The 18,728-nt window shown below is 63.3% G+C and carries 15 protein-coding genes and 1 tRNA gene; 11 read left to right on the top strand and 5 right to left on the bottom strand.

What is annotated here, in order from left to right; all coding sequences use genetic code 11:
- The first annotated feature begins 459 nt into the window (after positions 1-459).
- A complete protein-coding gene (locus VOI18_RS12245) occupies positions 460-2,160 on the top strand; it encodes a VWA domain-containing protein (protein ID WP_323762701.1) in 1,701 nt (566 codons plus the stop codon).
- 85 nt (positions 2,161-2,245) lie between these two features.
- Here the strand turns inward: VOI18_RS12245 and VOI18_RS12240 are convergent, their stop codons facing one another.
- A complete protein-coding gene (locus tag VOI18_RS12240; protein ID WP_323762700.1) occupies positions 2,246-4,741 on the bottom strand; it encodes a TonB-dependent receptor in 2,496 nt (831 codons plus the stop codon).
- A 201-nt stretch (positions 4,742-4,942) separates the two neighbouring features.
- On the opposite strand from VOI18_RS12240, the gene VOI18_RS12235 reads away from it, so the two are divergent.
- Positions 4,943-6,553: a tetratricopeptide repeat-containing sulfotransferase family protein gene (locus VOI18_RS12235; RefSeq protein WP_323762699.1), complete on the top strand. Its 1,611-nt coding sequence runs from the start codon at positions 4,943-4,945 to the stop codon at positions 6,551-6,553.
- 53 nt (positions 6,554-6,606) lie between these two features.
- Positions 6,607-6,693 (top strand) — tRNA-Leu (locus VOI18_RS12230).
- A gap of 33 nt (positions 6,694-6,726) precedes the next feature.
- Here VOI18_RS12230 and VOI18_RS12225 read toward each other — a convergent pair.
- A complete protein-coding gene (locus VOI18_RS12225) occupies positions 6,727-7,464 on the bottom strand; it encodes a hypothetical protein (protein WP_323762698.1) in 738 nt (245 codons plus the stop codon).
- Positions 7,465-7,612: 148 nt separating this feature from the next.
- On the opposite strand from VOI18_RS12225, the gene VOI18_RS12220 reads away from it, so the two are divergent.
- The 3 genes from VOI18_RS12220 to VOI18_RS12210 all read left to right on the top strand — a co-directional run bounded on the left by VOI18_RS12220 (position 7,613) and on the right by VOI18_RS12210 (position 9,587).
- Positions 7,613-8,221, top strand: coding sequence for a DNA-3-methyladenine glycosylase 2 family protein (locus VOI18_RS12220; RefSeq protein ID WP_323762697.1), 609 nt, complete (start codon positions 7,613-7,615; stop codon positions 8,219-8,221).
- 124 nt (positions 8,222-8,345) lie between these two features.
- Positions 8,346-8,501 carry a hypothetical protein gene (locus VOI18_RS12215; protein ID WP_323762696.1) on the top strand — a complete coding sequence of 52 codons (156 nt, stop codon included), beginning with the start codon at positions 8,346-8,348 and terminating at the stop codon, positions 8,499-8,501.
- 123 nt (positions 8,502-8,624) lie between these two features.
- Positions 8,625-9,587: a nitronate monooxygenase family protein gene (locus VOI18_RS12210; protein ID WP_323762695.1), complete on the top strand. Its 963-nt coding sequence runs from the start codon at positions 8,625-8,627 to the stop codon at positions 9,585-9,587.
- 81 nt (positions 9,588-9,668) lie between these two features.
- On the opposite strand, the gene VOI18_RS12205 is transcribed toward VOI18_RS12210, so the two are convergent.
- Both VOI18_RS12205 and ald read right to left on the bottom strand, forming a co-directional pair.
- Positions 9,669-10,328, bottom strand: a complete 660-nt coding sequence (locus VOI18_RS12205; RefSeq protein WP_323762694.1) for an HAD hydrolase-like protein — start codon at positions 10,326-10,328, stop codon at positions 9,669-9,671.
- A gap of 175 nt (positions 10,329-10,503) precedes the next feature.
- Positions 10,504-11,619, bottom strand: coding sequence for an alanine dehydrogenase (gene ald / locus VOI18_RS12200; RefSeq protein ID WP_323762693.1), 1,116 nt, complete (start codon positions 11,617-11,619; stop codon positions 10,504-10,506).
- A gap of 205 nt (positions 11,620-11,824) precedes the next feature.
- On the opposite strand from ald, the gene VOI18_RS12195 reads away from it, so the two are divergent.
- Both VOI18_RS12195 and queF read left to right on the top strand, forming a co-directional pair.
- Complete coding sequence (locus VOI18_RS12195) at positions 11,825-12,304, top strand: Lrp/AsnC family transcriptional regulator (protein ID WP_323762692.1); 480 nt, start codon at positions 11,825-11,827, stop codon at positions 12,302-12,304.
- 40 nt (positions 12,305-12,344) lie between these two features.
- A complete protein-coding gene (queF, locus tag VOI18_RS12190) occupies positions 12,345-12,806 on the top strand; it encodes a preQ(1) synthase (RefSeq protein ID WP_323762691.1) in 462 nt (153 codons plus the stop codon).
- 132 nt (positions 12,807-12,938) lie between these two features.
- Here the strand turns inward: queF and VOI18_RS12185 are convergent, their stop codons facing one another.
- Complete coding sequence (locus tag VOI18_RS12185) at positions 12,939-13,574, bottom strand: nitroreductase (protein WP_323762690.1); 636 nt, start codon at positions 13,572-13,574, stop codon at positions 12,939-12,941.
- A 115-nt stretch (positions 13,575-13,689) separates the two neighbouring features.
- Here VOI18_RS12185 and VOI18_RS12180 point away from each other — a divergent pair, with 115 nt between their 5' ends.
- From VOI18_RS12180 to VOI18_RS12170, 3 genes are all read left to right on the top strand, one after another.
- Positions 13,690-14,337: a TetR/AcrR family transcriptional regulator gene (locus VOI18_RS12180; RefSeq protein WP_323762689.1), complete on the top strand. Its 648-nt coding sequence runs from the start codon at positions 13,690-13,692 to the stop codon at positions 14,335-14,337.
- Positions 14,338-14,426: 89 nt separating this feature from the next.
- A complete protein-coding gene (locus VOI18_RS12175; protein ID WP_323762688.1) occupies positions 14,427-15,566 on the top strand; it encodes an efflux RND transporter periplasmic adaptor subunit in 1,140 nt (379 codons plus the stop codon).
- Positions 15,563-18,712 carry an efflux RND transporter permease subunit gene (locus VOI18_RS12170; RefSeq protein ID WP_323762687.1) on the top strand — a complete coding sequence of 1,050 codons (3,150 nt, stop codon included), beginning with the start codon at positions 15,563-15,565 and terminating at the stop codon, positions 18,710-18,712. The genes VOI18_RS12175 and VOI18_RS12170 overlap by 4 nt, the downstream gene beginning before the upstream one ends.
- Positions 18,713-18,728 lie beyond the last annotated feature (16 nt).

Raw genomic sequence — 18,728 nt, 5'->3', positions numbered from 1 at the left:
ATCCCGAACACGACCGTTAAGACCCCGAGCGCCGATGGTACTGCATCTTAAGGTGTGGGAGAGTAGGTCGCTGCCCGGTCTGCACGACAGATCCAACAGGAAATCCCTCCACTCAGTTCAAATACAAAAACGCCCCCGTGACACTCACGGGGGCGTTCTTGCGTCCGGTCCCAGAAATGACAACCGCCAATCCGCAGCCCAAGACCAAGACATGCTTGCGGCCGGGCGACAGCGCAATTCCTGCCATAACTCGAAAGCGGAGAGATTGCCGCGTCTGGCGCACGTCGCCGGACGCGAGATCAAGGTTCGACCCAATCATGGCAGGCCCATTGTCCGGCCACCGGGAACGACCCGGTCCTCATCCGGCCTGCCTCGAATTGGCCCTTGTTTCGACTTGCCGCGGTCGTGGAGCGCCGGCAGTCTGCCGATTGAGGGAATTCGGGACCGGAAGGGATTACCATGAAACGCGTTCTTCTGATCGGCACGGCTGGCCTGGCCATGCTTGCGGCTTGCACAGCGACGGTTGAAACGCCGCCGCCACCGCCACCGTCGTCCGCGCCGCCGACCCCTCCGCCTCCGCCGCCTCCGCCGGCAGCGATGGATGAGATGGTGACGGTCACCGGGTCGCGAATTCGACGCAGTGATACAGTCGCTCCGTCGCCGCTTCAAACAATCAGCTCTGAAGCCTTGACGATGATCGGAGCGGCTTCCCAGCCGGAGCTCGTCGACCGTGAACGCTATGAGGATGTTACTCCCAATCCGGTGATGTCGACCGCCGACGCGCCGGTCTCGACCTTCTCGATCGATGTCGACACGGCCAGCTATTCGCTCGTGCGGAACTCGCTGGAAGCTGGCCGCCTGCCGCCCACCGATGCGGTGCGGATCGAGGAGATGGTCAATTATTTCGACTATGACTACGCGTTGCCGGCGGGGCCGGACGAGCCGTTCGCGACCCATGTCACGGTGACGCCCACGCCGTGGAATGCCGACACCCAGCTGATGCATATCGGTATCCAGGGCTATGAGATCATCCCCGAGAACCGACCACGCGCCAATCTGGTCTTCCTGATCGATGTGTCAGGATCGATGAACGCGCCGGACAAGCTACCGCTGGCGCTTCAGGCGATGCACATGCTGGTTGATGAGCTGGAGCCGGACGACACCGTGGCCCTGGTGGTCTATGCCGGCGCCGCCGGGGCGGTATTGCCGCCGACCGAGGCCCGTGATGCCCGCGAGATCCACCGGGCGCTGGATCGGCTCCGGGCCGGCGGCTCGACTGCCGGCGGCGCCGGGCTGGCGCTGGCCTATGATCTCGCCGAACAGAATTTCGACGCTGACGCGGTCAATCGGGTGATGTTGCTGACCGATGGCGATTTCAATGTCGGCGTCACCCGGGACGAGCGCCTGGAAGACTTTGTCGCCCGCAAGCGCGATAGCGGCATCTACCTGTCGGTGATGGGCTTTGGTCGCGGCAATTACAACGATCAGATGATGCAGACCATCGCCCAGGCGGGCAATGGAACAGCGGCCTATATCGACAGCCGTCAGGAAGCCCGGCGCATGCTGGTGGAGGAGAGTTTTTCCTCGCTCTTCCCGATCGCCAACGACGTCAAGATCCAGGTCGAGTTCAATCCGGCCCGTGTCGCCGAATACCGGCTCATCGGTTATGAGACCCGTTTGCTGGAGCGGGCCGATTTCAACAATGATGCAGTCGATGCCGGCGAGATCGGGTCCGGCCATTCGGTGACAGCGATCTATGAAATCGCCGCGCCGGGATCGGAGGGTGTGTTGATGGAGCCGCTTCGCTATGGCGGTGCGGCACGGGCCGAGCCCGACCTCGACGGGGAGTTCGGCTTCCTGCGCCTGCGCTACAAGCGCCCGGGCGAAGACGAGAGCCGCCTGATCGAGCGCGCTGTCACCGATGCTGATGCACAGTCGGACATTGCTGCGGCCCCGCAGGAGGCACGTTTCTCGTTCGCGGTTGCCGGCTTCGCCCAAAGGCTGCGCGGCGACCCCTGGCTGGCCGATGGCTATGACTGGGCCGCGATACGGGCTGATGCCGCCGGTGCCTTGGGTGACGATGCGTTCGGATATCGGGCCGAGTTCCTCGACCTGGTCGATCAGGCCGCCCGGGCGGATGAGGCCCGGGACAAACCCTGATCAGGCAATCCGGGTCGCAAACAAAAAAAGAGCCGCACCATCATGGTGCGGCTCTTCTTGTTTGGGGTCACTGACCGGCTCGCGATCAATCGCCGAACTGGTAGTAGAAACGGACCCCAATGGTACGCGGCGGAGCCACGTTGGCATAGTGGCTGCGCACGATATGACCATTGACGGTCTGGTTCGACAGGGATGTCCCGCGGATACCTGTCTCGATGTACTCATTGGCGATATTGTTGATGAAGAGCGTCGCGCCCCAATCGCCGGCATCATAATTGATCGAGCCATTGGCAACGAAATAGCTGTCCAGCGTGACGCTGCTGCCGCGACCACCGGTACGGGTCAGGATGTCACCGGTGTAGGACACACCCAGGTTGTAGTTGAGCTGGGCGCCGTCCGCCATGTCGACGCTATAGCGACCGAAGACCGAGGCTTGCGTCTCCGGTGAACCGGGAAGCCGGTCGCCGGCTTCGCCATTCTCGAACGCCGTGCCGAAGCCCGGAGGCGTGATCGTACGGACCAGGAAGGGCACGTCGGCGGTCAGCTCGGACTGGGTGAAGGAGTAGGTGCCGCGCAGTTCGAAATTGTGCGCCACCTGCCAGGAACCCTGCAGCTCGAAGCCCTTCGACTCGGCGCCGTCGGCGTTGATGGTGATCGGGATGTTGGCGTTGACCGTTGCCGAGGAAACCTGGGGGCCGGTCCATTCAACAAGGAAGATCGCGCCGTTCAGCGTCACCGCCCCGTCAGCCCAGGTGGTCTTGGCGCCGAGCTCGTAATTGGTGGTCTGATCGGGGCCGAACTGGCGCTCGTCAAACTGGGCAATATCACCAGGGTTGGGACCATATTGCTGACCCGGTGCGAGCGCGCAGGCGCCCTGGGTCGCGGCCGGATCAAAGGCCGGGCACGGGCCCAGACCGTTGGAGCCACCGATCCGATAGCCTTCCGAGACCGTGAAATAGGCCAGGATTTCGTCGGACAGATCGTAGGCGATATTGAACTTGTAGAGGAAACCGTCATCCGACTGGGCCAGCGCTGGATCGAAGGCGAGGTTGCGGATTTCGTCGAGGGTGAGGGCCGTGAAGGTTGGCGGCTCGAACAGCGGGAAGTCCACGGTCGATACCGATTCCAGCTCGTACTCGTAATAGCGACCGCCCACGGTAATGGACAAGCGGTCCGTGATATCCCAGCCAAGTTCGCCGAAGAAGGCGCTTTCGGTCAGTTCGGTATTGGAGGTCGAAAAATACTCGAGATCGGTCGGGTTCTCGGTCAGCCCGAACGCGAAATTGGCGTTCACATAGGCCGAGTAGTTCGGTGTGAACTCCTGGGATGAGCCGACGAATTCACCCTTGTTGTAGTAGGCGCCGATGATCCAGTTGAACTGGCTCTCATAGGTCGAAACAAGGCGGACTTCCTGGTTGAAGAACTCGTTCTCGGTCAGTTCGCGGGTAAAGGCCGTGAAGCTGGGGAAGCTCTCGTAGGAGTATTCCAGAGAGATCAACAGGTCTGTCTGGTCGCGTTGGCCGTCGGCATCATAGCGTCCAAAGCCGGTGGCCGAGGTCAATTCCGCGAAACCGAGATCGGCAGTCAGCTCGAGGGCGAACAATTCATTGTTACGCTCGATCGGCTCAAGGACGCGAAGGGCGGACTCGTATTGACCGGCGCCGATTCCCGAGCGGCGCGATGACACCTGGCGGCCTTCAATATCCTGGTTCTGGAAGTAGTAGGTCGCGGTGGCGTCGAACCAGTCGGTCGGGGCCCAGCGGGCGGCGATGCGACCGGAGACGGCCTCTTCGCCGTCGGCATCACGGACCGGAGCCAGGTTGGAGGCAACATCGGCCGCATTGTTGAAGTCGGGGTTCGGGTTCGACACGCCCGGCTCGCGGACGCGGTAGCTGTAATCGGTAAATCCGCTGTCCTGAAGCACGTCGAGCGAGCCACGGATGGCGAAGGTGTCGGACACCGAGTGGTTGAAGGTGAAGCCGATATCAGCCGACGGTGAGTCGGCTTCGGAGTACTGGTAAAAGGACGAGCGGATCTGCAGCATGTTGCTGTCGAATTGCGGACGGTTCGGAATGTAGCGGATTGCACCGCCCAGCGTACCGGCACCATAGAGCGTACCCTGCGGTCCGAGCAGGACCTCGACGCGCTCGAGATCATTCATCTTCAGGTCGATGAAGAGCGGGATCTCGCCGAGATAGGTGGCGACCGTTCCGCCACCGTCATTATTGCCGTCGCCCGACCCGATCGGGTCGGCATTCAGGCCGCGGACGATGATCGGATTGCCCTGACGGCCCCCGCGATCGACGATGTTGATGCCCGGCACATAGGCGAGCGCATCGGCGAGGTCCTCAAAGCCTTGTTCTTCAATCTGGTCGCCGCCGATGGCTGCGATGTTGAGCGGTACATCCTGGACCGTCTCCGAGCGACGCGTCGCGGTGACGACGATAACATCCTGCGAAGCCCCGCTGGCCGACTGGGCCTGTGCAGTGCCTGTGGCCGCCATTCCGGCGAGCGGCAGGGCGAGCACGCTGATCGAACAGGCGAGACGTGAGCGGAGTGATGCTCGGGATTTTGCGGCCATGACTGGATTCTCCGAATGAATTTGTGTGTTAATCATGGTCTTTCGTTTCAAACGAAAGCAATTGCCGGGCGTTAAATTCGTGTCACATTCCTGTTTTCCTGACAGACCTGTTGCCCAAGTAGCACGCTATGTCGGCGAAGCGGCTTCGCCGACGTGTCGGAAGGTGGCCCGGCGCGACCGCGCGTACAGACGGGCAAGTCAATGACCTCGCTATCCGAATCGCAATTGTCCAAGGCGGCCGCCGCGCTGGAGTCGAAAAACTACCGGGAAGCGCACCGACTTTGCCTCGCGGTTCTGCAAAGCCATGGCCCCGATGCCGAGGCCTATTTCCTGCTGGCCCTGCTCACGGCGGATCACGACAATCCTACGAAGGCGATCGAGATCCTGGATCGCGCGCTGGCGCTGGTGCCGTCCGATCCGCGCTTCCATGCGCACAAGGCCAAGTCGCTTTTGGCGCTCCAGCGCCGCGAGGCGGCGGCAGATGCGGCGGCGCGGGCCGCGGAGTTGGGACCGACGGATGCGCTGACATTCGACACGATCGGCGTGGTCCATACCCGGCTCGGCGATCATGCCTCAGCGATTGCGCTTTTTGAGGCCGCCGTGGCCCACGACGACCATCGCGCCGCTTACCATTACAATCTGGCGGCCTCGCAGCAGTTCGCCGGCGCGTTCGACCTGGCGGCCGCTGGCTATGAGCGAACGCTGGAAATTGAACCCGGACACGTCAAGGCGCTGTCCGCGGTGGTTGGCCTGCGCCGCCAGACGGAAGAGGACAACCGGATCGACGCGCTGGTCACGGCGTTCGAGGCCCGCGATCCGACGAATCAGGAGGCGCAGCTTCATCTCGGACATGCCATCGCAAAATCCCTCGAGGATTTGGGCCGAGATGACGAGGCGTTGGTCTGGCTCGGTCGAGCCAAGGCCGGTGTCAGTGCCAGCCGCCAATACGACACGGCAATGGATGCCGAGATTTATGCGGCGGCGGCCGGCGCTTTGGTGGCAAAAACGGCAGAGCCGGCGTCCGGCAAGGTGAGCGATCGTCCCGTCTTCATTGTCGGCCTGCCGCGAACGGGCACGACGCTGATCGACCGGATACTCGGGGCGCACCCTTGCGTCCGGTCACTGGGGGAGTTGTCGAATTTCGCGCTTTTGGCCAAACAGATGGCAAGGACAGCGGGGGCCTTCGTGATGGACGCTGCCACCCTCGAGGCGACTGCGACCGTTGATCCGGCCGCACTCGGGCAGGCCTATGAGGCGAGCGTGTCGGGCCTGGCCGGTGATGCCGTTCGATTTACCGACAAGATGCCGCTCAATATCGTCTGGGCCGGCCATATTCACCGGGCCTTGCCCGGAGCCCGTCTCATCTGCCTGCGCCGTCACCCGCTCGATGCCTGCCTCAGCAATTACCGCCAGCTCTTCGCGACCAGTTTTTCCTATTACAATTATGCCTACGAGTTGGCCGATTGCGCCCGTTACTATCTCTACTTTGACCGACTTCGGGCGCATTGGGCAGAAAGCCTGCCGGCCGATCGCTACACCGAGGTCGCCTACGAGGACATTGTTGGTGACCTTGAGGGGGAGGCGCGGCGCCTGATCGACCATTGCGGCCTCGACTGGGACCCGGCCTGCCTCGACTTCCACAACCAGGCCGGCAGCGTGGCGACCGCGAGCTCGGTCCAGGTCCGCCAGCCGCTCTATTCCAGCTCCATCGGGCGATGGAAACGCCATGCAGAAGCCCTGCAGCCGGTGCAGGACATTCTGCGCGATGGCGGCGTGATCGATGCTGATGGAAACTGGCTGCGCGATACCTGACCGACCCTATGGCCAGTGCGGCGAAGCGGTGTAGGATTGCCCGATACCGACCTGCGGGCGTGGCGGAATCGGTAGACGCAGCAGACTTAAAATCTGTCGACCGCAAGGTCGTGCCGGTTCAAGTCCGGCCGCCCGCACCAGCTTTCCATACCGTCGTTGGTCGTCCGCGACGTTCAGGATCCGCCGCCTCCGAGCCGTTCCGCCTTCCGCCGCCGGGCCATCATCCACAGCCGATGGACGGTCAGATAGACGCCGGTCAGGCCGAACAGGATGGCGATGATCGAGGTTACCTTGATCCACCAGGAATTGAAATTCTCCCGGCTCGACCAGTCCATGATGTGAATGCCCCAGAAGATGTCATAAATCCGCCAGGCCGCGGTACGCACCGCGCGCAGCTCGCCGGTCCGGCTGTTGATGTAAAAAGTGGTCGGGGGCGTTGTTTCGCCGGCCGCGAACTCGATCCTCCAGGCGGGTACTGACAGGCCGGCTTCACGGGGCGGGCTGTCGAGCGAGGTGACAGACACAATCTCGCCAAGACCGATCTGGCGCGACAGTGCGATTTGTGTGGCCAGGGCCTCGCTGACGGGGGTCAGGGACTGACCGGCGATAGCGTCGACCATGACCGGCCCGGCCGGAGTTTCCAGTCGCCAGACCGGAGTGTCGGCGAGCATGCCGGTCCGCGCCGAAAGCACGGTGAGCGACTGTCCATCAATGATCTCCGCCAGAGGCAGGGCGCGGTCGGCCCAATCAATTGCCGGCGTGGGTTCGTCCGATCTGAGGTGCTCCCCGCGAATGGATTCGATGGGAATCAGCACCATGGCCAGACCCGAAATCAGCCACAGCATGACCTGGACGCCGAACGCGGCTCCAAGCCACAGGTGGATCTGGCTCATCAGGCGAAAGGTCTTCATGCGTGAGTCTCCCGCTTCACAAAGCGACCCTGGGCACCGGTCTACCCCAAAGGACGGGCCGCGGACCAGTGCCGCAATGCAGGCTTGGCAGGCGAGCCGTCCGGCATGGACTATCGACGGCCGGGCGGAGCGGCTATAGCGTGACAGCATGTCCAGCCATGACGTCCACGCCCATTTGGTGAATGCATCCGCCCCGCTCTTCCCGGATCTTGAGGCCGCCATCCGTCGTCTTGGACCGCTCGAATTGCCACAGCGCAATGACCTGCCATTCCCCGATTACCTGTGCCGGGCGATTTCCGGCCAACAGATATCCGTGAAGGCGGCGCAAAGCATTTGGGGCCGGGTCGAGGCCAGCGCCGGGGGAGGGCCGTTGCTGGATCATTTCTGTCCCGAGAATACCGAAACCTTGCGCGCCTGCGGTCTCTCCGGCGCCAAGACACGCACCATCATCACCATAGCGGAAACACACCGATCGGTCGGCCTGGATACCGAGGCCTTGCGAGCCATGTCGCTGGCCGGTCGGACCGAACGCCTGACCGAAATTTGGGGCGTCGGTCAATGGACAGCCGACATGATGAACATTTTCTACTTCGGTGAGCAGGATGTCTGGCCGGACGGAGATGTGGCGGCCCGAAAGACGCTTGAGCGCCTGACATCCAAGCGCCGCAAGACCGTCCGCACCGCCGCGCTGTTCAAGCCATACAGGTCCTGGCTGGCCTATTACATGTGGGCCCATGTCGACGCGCCACCGGATTGACGTCGCCGCCAAGCGGTGGCGGGCCAATTGTCGCCGTGCAACCGGGACCGAAGGACACCGTCTCCCGCTGAACCTGCCTCCAAACGGCCTTATCTTGGCCGGGATCGGCGGGCCTTATGCGGGAATGACAAGACGTCTCCTCATCGATGCCGGCCTGTTTGCCGGTGGTTGGCTGCTTGGCTGGCTTCTCACGGGTAGCGCCCTGACCGGCCTGATCGTCGCCCTGGTCTTTTCAGGCGCGGCCGAGGGCGTGCAGGCGGCTGCCAGCCATGATGAGTAACCTGCTTCACGGCGTGCTCGACATCCCATACCGCTCTCTCTAACGTCCGCCCTGAACCCTGTTCAATCGCGAGCTGCCACAGAAGCGGTCGCGAGCCTGGTCGATCAAAGAGGGGAGCAACCCATGGCCGAACCCGATATTCTCAAAGGGAAGCTGCGCCTGCCCGTCATAGGCGCGCCGCTTTTCATCATATCCAATCCCGACCTTGTCATTGCCCAGTGCAAGGCGGGTATTGTCGGCTCGTTTCCGTCGCTCAACGCCCGCCCGGTCAGCCAGCTGGATGAGTGGCTGGACCAGATCACGTCCGAACTGGAGAGCTATAATCGCGCCAATCCGGACTCGCCGGCGGCACCGTTCGCGGTCAACCAGATCGTCCATCGGTCCAACAACCGCCTCGAGGAAGACATCGCGCTTTGCGAGAAATACAAGGTCCCGGTGGTCATCACCTCGCTCGGCGCGCGCGAGGAAGTCAACACGGCGGTAAAAAGCTGGGGCGGCATCACGCTGCATGATGTCATCAACCAACGTTTCGCTCACAAGGCGATCGAGAAGGGAGCCACGGGGCTGATATGCGTGTCGGCGGGAGCGGGCGGTCATGCGGGCGCCCTGTCCCCCTTTGGCTTCATTGCCGAGACCCGGGCCTGGTTTGACGGACCGATCCTGTGTTCCGGTGCCATCTCCACCGGCGGCGGCGTTCTGGCCGCACAGGCGATGGGTGCCGACTACGCCTATATCGGCTCGGCCTTCATCGCCACGGCGGAAGCGCGCGCGGAGGACGCCTACAAACAGGGGATTGTGGACGGGTCGGCCGAGGACATTGTCTACACCAACCTGTTTACCGGCGTGCACGGCAATTATCTCAAGGCCTCGATCATTGATGCCGGCCTTGATCCGGACGCGCTGCCGGAGAGCGACCCGTCGGCGATGAATTTCGGCTCCGGCGGAGGCTCCAAGGCCAAAGCCTGGAAGGATATCTGGGGTTCTGGCCAGGGGATCGGCTCGGTCAGGCAGGTTCGTCCGGCCGCCGATTATATCGATCAGCTCAAGGCCGAGTACGACGCGGCCCGGGCTCGCCTGCTCGGTTAGGCAATCGACGGTGTTTCCACAGTCATCCCGTCCGGTGAAGGCCGGGCGGGGTATTGTGTGCAAACGCCCCGCGATGGGGGGTCAGGCGTTGGCCTGACAGGTGTCGTTGTGGCTCAGATGAGCGACGATTTCGGACGGTCGGCCGAACAGGTGAGTGGGGGATTGGGCCGCAAGAATCTCAGCCGTTGCAAAACCCCAATCAACGGCACCGGAGGCGCAGCCCGCGTCTCGCGCTGCATCGATGTCGCGGACCTCATCGCCGACGCACAGGGTTCGCGCCGGCGTGGTGCCCGCCCGACTGATCACCTTGCGGAATATGGACGCCTTGCCGAACAGCGCCGCACCGCAGGCGAACTGGCTGAACTGGCCGGCCAGTTGTTCACCCATGACCGCGCGCACGGCGGTCTCGCCATTCGATGACACCACGGCCAGCTCGATGCCGCGCTCGACAAGGTCGGCGACCAGATCCCGGATCCCGTCGAACAGGTGGATCTTGTCGACATTTTCCGCGGCGCGGGCACGCACATCTGCGGCGATGAACGGTATTTTCCAGGTCGGGATGGACAGCGCGTCCATGATCGCCTTGGGCGTCAGCCCGCGCAGCGACTCGGCCCGGTCAGCGCAAATGGGCGCGAGGCCGTGCTTGTCGACCAGGTCGGGCAATTCACCGCGGAACCAGGTCAGGCTGTCGGCCAGGGTTCCATCGAAATCGAAGATGACCAGATCATAGCGGTTCGGCACGTTCACTGTCCCCATGCGGCCGCGCTTCCCCGACGGCCTGTTTGTCACAGGCTCCACGATTCTTGTGACAGTTGCACGCTGTAACCGTGCCAGCGCCAAAAAGCAAAGAGGCGGGCACCCTGTGGCACCCGCCTCGATGATGTTGACGCCCGGGCATGACCCGCAGTGTCGAGGGTCAGGCGTTCAGCCAGTCCGGCTTGACGCAAGGCAATCCCAGGTCGTCGGCGACCAGCTTGTGGCAGACTTCCCCATCGGCCGTGGTCAGGCCTTCGCGCAGGTGAGCATTCTCGTTGATGGCCCGCTTTGTGCCCTTGTTGGCGATCTCCAGACCGAGCGGCAGGGTCGCGTTGTTGAGGGCCAGCGTGGAGGTGCGGGCATAGGCGCCCGGCATGTTGGCGACACAATAATGCACGACCCCGTCGATGATGTAGGTCGGGTCGTCATGGGTTGTGGCCTTGGAGGTTTCAAAGCAGCCGCCCTGGTCGATGGCGATGTCGACGAGCACAGCGCCGTCCTTCATCTCCTTGAGCATCTCGCGCGTCACCAGTTTGGGCGCCGCGGCGCCCGGGATCAGCACGGCGCCGATGACGACGTCGGCTTCACGAACGGCGTCCTGGAGAGCGGCCTGGGTCGAGTAGGCGGTCTTCACGGCACCGGAGAATTGCTCGTCCAGCTCGGCCAGGCGGCGGTTGGAGCGATCGAATACAGTCACATCGGCGCGGGCACCGATGGCCATTTCGGCTGCATGGGTACCGGCGACACCGCCACCGATGATCACGACCTTGGCCGGCAGCACGCCGGGCACGCCGCCCAGCATCGTGCCACGACCGCCCTGGGCCTTCATCAGGCAGTGGGCTGCGACGGAGACGGACATGCGCCCGGCGACCTGGCTCATCGGCGTGAGCAGGGGCAGGCGGCCATCGCGATCGGTGACCGTTTCATAGGCGATCGACAGACAGCCTGATTTGCGCAGTCCTTCGGCCTGAACCGGATCGGCGGCGAGGTGGAGATAGGTGTAGAGGGTGTGGTGCGGCTTCAGCATTGCCGTCTCGGACGGCTGCGGCTCCTTCACCTTGACGATCATCTCCGCAGCGTCAAAGACGGCGGCCGCGTCCGGAAGGATCGATGCGCCCGCCGCGATGTAGTCGTCATTGGTGAAACCGATGCCTTCGCCGGCATTGGTTTCGACGACGACCTCGTGTCCGTGACGAACGAATTCCGCGACGCTGTTGGGCGTCAGGCCAACCCGGTATTCGCGGACTTTGATTTCTCTGGGTACCCCGATACGCATGATCATCCCTCAAGGGCTGGGCAGTACGCGGCTTCCTTCGATAATCCCGATCGGAAAGCGGCCTGCGCGATTGAAATTGACAACTTCGACCGGCTGTTGTGAATTATCGTGCAACATTCGGTGCTGTTCGCGACGTATATACCAGCGTTTCGCAATAATCCAGAATGATATGCGGAGTTTTCTTTGTCGATCGGGAGAGTGTGCCTTGCGACTTGATAGCGTTGATATCGCCATCCTCAATCGTCTGCAGGAACAGGGGCGGCTGACCAATGCCGAGCTTGCCGAGCGGGTCGGACTGTCGGCGTCGGCCTGTCATCGCCGGGTCAAGGCGCTGGAAAGTGCCGGGGTGATTGATCGATATGTGGCGATTCTGTCGGAACTCGCGCTGGGCCGCGGCATCACGGTGTATGTCCAGGTCACGCTCGACAATCAGAAGCGCGATACGCTTGTCGCCTTTGAAGAGGCGGTCGAGCATGTTCCCGAAGTGATGGAATGCTATCTCATGAGCGGGGATGCGGATTATCTGGTGCGGGTGCTGGTGCGCGATGCCAATGACTATGAGCGCGTTCACCGAGAAGTCCTGTCCAGCCTCCCGGGCGTGACGCGTCTAGTGTCGAGCTTCACCATTCGTCGGGTTTTTTCCCGCACCGCGATGCCGGTCCCGGACGAGGTCCAGGTCAACTGACAGGCTTGCCTCGCGGCGGGCCGGGGATTAAGTCGGCGCCATGACAGATGATCGCTACGACAATCTTGGCCAGCTTGGGTCCGCAACCCCGCTGCCCGACAATCCGGAAACTGCCGCGTTGGAACGCGTCGCCAATCCGTGTGACGCCCCCTACATGACGCGCTTTGTCTGCCCCGAATTCACCTCGCTTTGCCCGGTGACCGGAGCGCCGGATTTTGCCCATCTGGTCATTGACTATGTCCCGCGTGACTGGATCGTGGAGAGCAAGTCGCTGAAGCTCTATCTTGGCAGCTTCCGCAATCATGGCGCTTTCCATGAAGCCTGCACCACAGGGATCGGACAACGCCTGGTACGGGAAATCGAGCCGGTCTGGCTGCGCATTGGTGGCTATTGGTACCCGCGCGGCGGCATCCCGATCGATGTCTTCTTCGCCACCGGTGACCCGCCCAAAGGCGTCTGGATTCCCGATCAGGATGTGCCCGGGTATCGCGGTCGGGGCTGACCAGCCCCTCGGCAATGCGACATGAGACAGGGCGCTATCGACAGGCCGCGCGCATTCGACTTGTGCAGTGACTGGGGCATGGACGGGGACACTCGGTCGAACCGGCCCGCCAGCGCGCTGTGAGCGGACCTGTCAGCTTTCGGTTTTCATCCATCGGTCGATACGGGCGACGGGGCGCGCCCGCTCCACCGGCTCGTCGGTGACATTGCCGATATAGAGAAAGCCGGCGATGCGTTCGCCCGACTTCAGGCAGAGCGCGTTCTTAATATGTTGATCGAACGCGTACCATTCGGTCAGCCATTGGGCGCCAAAGCCCATCGCCGAAGCCGCGATCAGGATGTTCTGGCAAACGGCGCCGGCTGACAGGACCTGCTCCCACTCTGGCACTTTGTGACGTTCCGTGACGCAGGAAACCACCGCAATCACCAAAGGCGCGCGGGTCAGGCGGGCGGCCTCGAAACTCCGCTGTGCGGCGGTCGCGTCGGGTGTCGAGTCGGCGAAGGCGTGTTCGAGTACCTGGCCGAACTGTTCCCGGGCAGCGCCCTCGAAGAGGATGAACCGCCAGGGAGCCAGCTTGCCATGGTCCGGCACGCGCGCGGCTATACCAAGAAGATGATCGATCTGCTCCGGTGAGGGGCCGGGTCCGGTCATGGTCACCGCGGTTGCGGACCGTCGCCGGGTCAGGAGGTCGATGGTATCCGGGCTCTCGTGGCACGGCGACAGGCGCTCGCCGGGTGCGGGAAATGACGGAAATGGGGTATCATTCATTATGATGCCTGACCTGCTGGCTGCGAGACTATCTTTGACCTGGATGGTCCGGGGTCGGTATACCTGTTGACGGGGACTGCACTCAAATTGAGTTCGTTGGGGAAACGTATCAAGTATGAACGCTGAAATCGCCATTGAAGACGATACGCCGGCAGACCGGCGCCGCCGCAAGGTGCGCGAGGCCATTATCGATGCCGCCGAGACGATCTTCACCTCGGAAGGGGAAGAAGGCATCTCGATGCGTCGTCTGGCCGAGGCCATCGATTACTCACCGGCCGCCATCTACAAGTATTTTGCGTCAAAGGATGACTTGTTCACGGCGATCCGTGAAATGTTCTTCGAACGCCTCCTGTCGCGGATCCACGGGGCGATGGAAGAGGGCGGCGAAACCGCGTCGCTGTGTGCCCGCTGCATGCGCGCCTATGTCGAGACAGGCATGGAAGAGCCCAATCACTACATGATGGCGTTCTCCCCGTCGGTGACGACGAAACCGCACATCCATGATGAAAAGGAAGTGGCGTTCGAGGCCGAGGAAAAGCTGGTCGACATGATCCAGGCCGGACAGCTTGAGGGCGCTTTCCGGCAGGTTGATCCGCGAGTGGCGTCCAAGAGTGTCTGGGCGAGCCTGCACGGCCTGACCATGCTGATTGTCTGCCTCGACGATTTTCCCAACGGCATGCCGGGGTCCGAACATGTAACCACCGACGCGGTCATAGACCTGCACATGGACATGATCATGCGCGGCCTCTCCAAATCCGGATAACTGGTATTCGCAGAAATGTGAACGCCGTTCACTTTGCAAACGACATTTAGTGACCTATATCCCGTCTGTGACAGGACGAGGATGCTCACATGTCTCTCTACAAGCGGCGCCTTGGGGCCGGATCTGCCGTCGCGCTAGCGGCTTTGCTGGTTGCCATTCTGGTGTTTGGCGTTACCGCCTTGCGAGCCGAGGCGAACATTGTGGCCGCGGCCCCGACCCCGATCAGTGTGTCAGTGCTCACCGCGACGCATGATCCCGACGCGAGCATTGCCGAGTTCTTTCCGGGCCTGGTTGCGGCGCGGCGCCAGAGCGCGCTCGGCTTCGAGCGGGCCGGTCGCATTGACCGGATCCATGTAGACGTCGGGGACAGGGTGCTGGCCGGTGATGTCCTGGCCCGGCTCGATGTCCGCGCGGTCGAGGCGCAGATTGCGGCCGCCGAGGCGCAGACCGCCGAGGCCGCCGCCCAGACGGCGCTTGCCAGTGAAACCGAAAGTCGGCAGGCGCAGTTGCTTGAGCGCGGGCATATTTCCCAACAAAGATTCGACGAGGTCCGCACGTCGACCCGGGCGGCCCTGGCACGCCAGAACGCCGCCGCCGCGGCTGCTGACTCCCTGCGGGTCCAACTCGACCTGTCGGTGATGATCGCGCCGTTTGACGGTGTCGTGACAGCCCGCCGGGCCGACGAAGGCGCGATCGCCTCGCCAGGCCAGCCATTGCTCGAACTGGTCGAACTGGACCAGCTGGAAATCAATGTGGGCCTGCCGCCGGCTGTCGCTGCCGGCTTCCGACCCGGCGACACGGCCCGGTTCGCGGTGGACGGCCACCGGGCGCCGCTGAACGCCTATTTCCGGGCTTCGTCCAGCGTTGTGGACCGGCAGACCCGCACCGTCACCGCCGTGTTCGACCTTGAGCCGGGGCAGGCTGTCGCGGCCGGGCAGATCGCTCGCCTGTCTGTACAGACTCCGATCGGGACCGATGGCTTCTGGGTCCCCACGGCGGCCCTCGCGGAGGGCCGACGCGGCTTGTGGTCGGTCTATGTTCTTGTGCCCTTGGACAGCAATTCCTATCGGCTGGAGCCACGCGTGGTTGAAACCGTCCGGGTGGAAGCAGAGCGCATCTATGTCCGTGGCGCTGTGGCGCCTGGCGAACTCCTGCTCGCGTCCGGCCTGCAGCGGATCACACCGGGCCAGATTGTCATTCCGGCGACGCTCGAGGCGGTTGCGCGATGAGCACGCTGTTTTTCAGATACTCACGCCTGACGGCGCTGGCGGTCATTCTGCTGGTTGCAGCAGGACTGGGCGCGCTGCTGACGCTGGGCCGGCAGGAAGACCCGTCGCTGACCGAACGCTTCGGCCTGGTCGTGACGGCTTTTCCCGGCGCATCGGCGGAGCGGGTTGAAGCCCTGGTGACCGAGCCGATCGAGAATGCGATCCACGAGCTCGCCGAGATAAACGATACCAGTTCGACGTCGCAATCGGGCGTGTCGGTCATCCATCTGCAAATCCGGGAAGACCTCAATGCCACCGAGGTGGACCAGGCCTGGACCCAGATCCGCGAGCAGGTTGAAAGCGTCCGGCCCACCCTGCCGCAGGGCGTGATTGCACCGGACGTACGTCGTCAGTATCTGGGCGCGGCGACTATGATCGTCTCGCTCAGCTGGGGCGAGGCCGGCGCCGAAAACCCGGCCATCCTGTCGCGCCTCGCCGCCGATCTGGAATCCCGTTTGCGCAATATGGACGGGACCGAGGAGACCGCGGTTTTCGGCGAGGTCGAGGAAGAAATCCGCATTCTTGCCGACCCCGACACCCTGGCTGCGCTGGGCCTCGGCATGGCGGATCTGGCCCGCCTGACGGCCAGCGCAGATGCCAAGTCACCGGCCGGAGAGCTGCGCGCGGGTGGCGTCGATCTCAATGTCGAGATTGCCGGCGAGTTCGATGGCCTTGACCGGATCCGGTCGATCGCTCTGGGCGAAGGTCCCGACGGAGGCTTCATCCGCGTCGGTGATGTCGCGGAGGTGGAGAAGGGCGCCCGAACACCGGTCGATGCGCTGGCCACAACCAATGGGCGCCGCGCTGTCTTCGTGGCCGCTTATCTGCAGCCGGAATTGCGGGTTGATCACTGGTCGCAGGCCGCCGATGCGGTTGTCGCCGAGTTTGCCGGCTCGGTCCCGGGCGTACGGGTCGAGACCATTTTCCGCCAAGCTGACTATGTCGACAGCCGGTTGAGCGGTCTGGCTCGTGATCTGGGCTATTCGGCGCTGATCGTTTTCGCCGTCCTGTTCTTGATGATGGGGTGGCGCGCTGCCCTGATTGTCGGGTCGGCCCTGCCGTTGACGGTGCTGGCCGTGATGCTGCTGACCAGCCTCTATGACGAGCCGCTGCACCAGATGTCGGTAACCGGCCTTGTGGTTGCGTTGGGCCTGTTGATCGACAATGCCATCGTTGTGGTCGATGAATACCGTCTGATGCGGGGCCGCGGTGCCGGCCCGCTGGACGCGCTGGACAGGGCCTTGCGGCACTTGTTCGCCCCACTGCTGGCCTCGACCCTGACCACTGTTTTCGCGTTCGCGCCCATTGCGCTGATGCCCGGAGCGGCAGGAGAATTCATTTCGATGATCGGGATTTCGGTGATCTTCGCCGTGGTCTCATCCTTCATTCTTGCCATGACGGTGGTCGGCGCCTTTGCGGCCTGGTTTGATGACCCGGCCATTGCCGACGGCCCGCGACGTTTCTGGCGGCAGGGGCTGGGCGCCGGCCCGCTCGCCGGACCTTATCGGGCGGTTCTGGACGCTGTGACCCGGCGCCCATGGACCGGTCTGGTCGGCGGATTTCTCCTGCCGATTGCCGGTTTCCTGGCGGCCTCGACCCTGCCCATGCAGTTCTTCCCGCCGACCGACCGCGACATGTTCCAGCTCTCCCTCGAGCTGCCGTCCTCGACCTCGATTGAGGAAACCCGGCGCCAGACCGAGCGTGCCACGGCCTTGATCGAATCCTATCCGGATGTCGAGCGGGTCTCCTGGGTGATCGGTGAAAGCGCGCCGCGGACCTATTACAACGCGGTCGGCAACAAGTCGGGCGTCTCCAGTTACGCCAGCGGGTTTGTCCACATGGCATCGCCGCAGGCAACGGCGCGTATCCTGCCGGACCTGCAGCGCCGGGTGATGACGGCGTTTCCTGACGCCCGCCTGTTGACCCTGCCGTTCGAGCAGGGCCCGCCGATCCCGGCGCCGATCGAACTGGTCCTGGTCGGGCCGGAACTGACCGAGTTGAACCGCCTGGGTAACGAGATCCGGGCCGTCTTGGCGCAAACCCCGACCGTCACCCATACGCTCGCACTGCTGGAGATGGGTGAGCCGGTCGCCCGTATCATGGCCGATGAGGCCGCAGCTGAACTTGCCGGAATTCGTCTCGATGACCTCGCCAACCGGTTGCGGGGCGAATTGGACGGCGTTGTAGGCGGAAGCGTGCTGGAAGGTGTCCAGGAATTGCCGGTTCGGGTCATTGCCCGTGACTCGCGGCGTTCCAGCCTTTCAGCCGTTTCCGCCTCTCCTCTTGCGACACCGGGACAGGATATCCTGTCGGCACCGCTGGCCGCACTGGGGGAGGTTGTGCTGGCCCCGCAGGTCGCGGGAATTCCTCACGAGAATGGCCGCCGGGTCAACTCGATCTACGGTTTTCTCGATCCCTACACGCTGCCGGCTCCGGCGCTGGAACACTTCTTTTCGGCGCTTGATGAAGCTGGAATCATCCTGCCACCAGGCTATGATTTGCAGATCGCCGGCGAGGCCGCAGAGCGTGGCAACGCGATGGCGGGCCTGCTGGGGACAGCTTTGCCGCTGTTGGTCCTGATGATCGGTTCGGTCGTGCTGGCCTTCAACTCCTTCCGCTTTGCCGGCGTCATTTTCATCGTCGCCTTCCTGTCGGTCGGGCTGGCCATGTTCGGGGTCTGGGCGTTCGGGACGCCACTCGGTTTCAATGCCATTGTCGGGTCGATGGGCCTGATGGGCCTGTCGATCAATGGTGCCATCGTCGTCCTGTCGGCGCTGCGGGCCAATCCGGCCGCCGTGGCGCTGGAGGACGGTGCTGTCCAGGCGACGGTGATTGACGCCACACGGCACATCATTTCGACCACGCTGACAACGATCGGGGGATTTATTCCGCTCATCCTGTCTGGCGACAGCTTCTGGCTGCCCTTTGCCGCGGCCATGGTCGGCGGTGTTGCCGGGTCGGCGCTGCTGGCGCTGGTGTTTGCACCGGCCGCCTTCACATTCCTGATGCGCCTGTCGGAGAAAAAGCGGCGCCTGGCCGATGCGCTCCAGCGTGAGCGGTCGCGCCGGGCGGCGCTGACCTTGCCCGGCACGCCCGAACACGCCTAGCTCTGACGGGGTGTTC

Origin of the sequence: Maricaulis sp. (assembly GCF_034670125.1) — a bacterium.
Lineage (GTDB): Bacteria > Pseudomonadota > Alphaproteobacteria > Caulobacterales > Maricaulaceae > Maricaulis.
The sequence above is the reverse complement of the archived record's forward strand: the minus strand, read 5'-3'. Positions and strand labels throughout refer to the sequence as shown.

What these genes read in the sequence shown, in the direction of transcription:
- VOI18_RS12245 (WP_323762701.1), top strand. Translation starts at nt 460, where the DNA reads ATGAAACGCGTTCTTCTGATCGGCACGGCTGGCCTGGCCATGCTTGCG.
- VOI18_RS12240 (WP_323762700.1), bottom strand. Translation starts at nt 4,741, where the DNA reads ATGGCCGCAAAATCCCGAGCATCACTCCGCTCACGTCTCGCCTGTTCG.
- VOI18_RS12235 (WP_323762699.1), top strand. Translation starts at nt 4,943, where the DNA reads ATGACCTCGCTATCCGAATCGCAATTGTCCAAGGCGGCCGCCGCGCTG.
- VOI18_RS12225 (WP_323762698.1), bottom strand. Translation starts at nt 7,464, where the DNA reads ATGAAGACCTTTCGCCTGATGAGCCAGATCCACCTGTGGCTTGGAGCC.
- VOI18_RS12220 (WP_323762697.1), top strand. Translation starts at nt 7,613, where the DNA reads ATGTCCAGCCATGACGTCCACGCCCATTTGGTGAATGCATCCGCCCCG.
- VOI18_RS12215 (WP_323762696.1), top strand. Translation starts at nt 8,346, where the DNA reads ATGACAAGACGTCTCCTCATCGATGCCGGCCTGTTTGCCGGTGGTTGG.
- VOI18_RS12210 (WP_323762695.1), top strand. Translation starts at nt 8,625, where the DNA reads ATGGCCGAACCCGATATTCTCAAAGGGAAGCTGCGCCTGCCCGTCATA.
- ald (WP_323762693.1), bottom strand. Translation starts at nt 11,619, where the DNA reads ATGCGTATCGGGGTACCCAGAGAAATCAAAGTCCGCGAATACCGGGTT.
- queF (WP_323762691.1), top strand. Translation starts at nt 12,345, where the DNA reads ATGACAGATGATCGCTACGACAATCTTGGCCAGCTTGGGTCCGCAACC.
- VOI18_RS12185 (WP_323762690.1), bottom strand. Translation starts at nt 13,574, where the DNA reads ATGAATGATACCCCATTTCCGTCATTTCCCGCACCCGGCGAGCGCCTG.
- VOI18_RS12180 (WP_323762689.1), top strand. Translation starts at nt 13,690, where the DNA reads ATGAACGCTGAAATCGCCATTGAAGACGATACGCCGGCAGACCGGCGC.
- VOI18_RS12175 (WP_323762688.1), top strand. Translation starts at nt 14,427, where the DNA reads ATGTCTCTCTACAAGCGGCGCCTTGGGGCCGGATCTGCCGTCGCGCTA.
- VOI18_RS12170 (WP_323762687.1), top strand. Translation starts at nt 15,563, where the DNA reads ATGAGCACGCTGTTTTTCAGATACTCACGCCTGACGGCGCTGGCGGTC.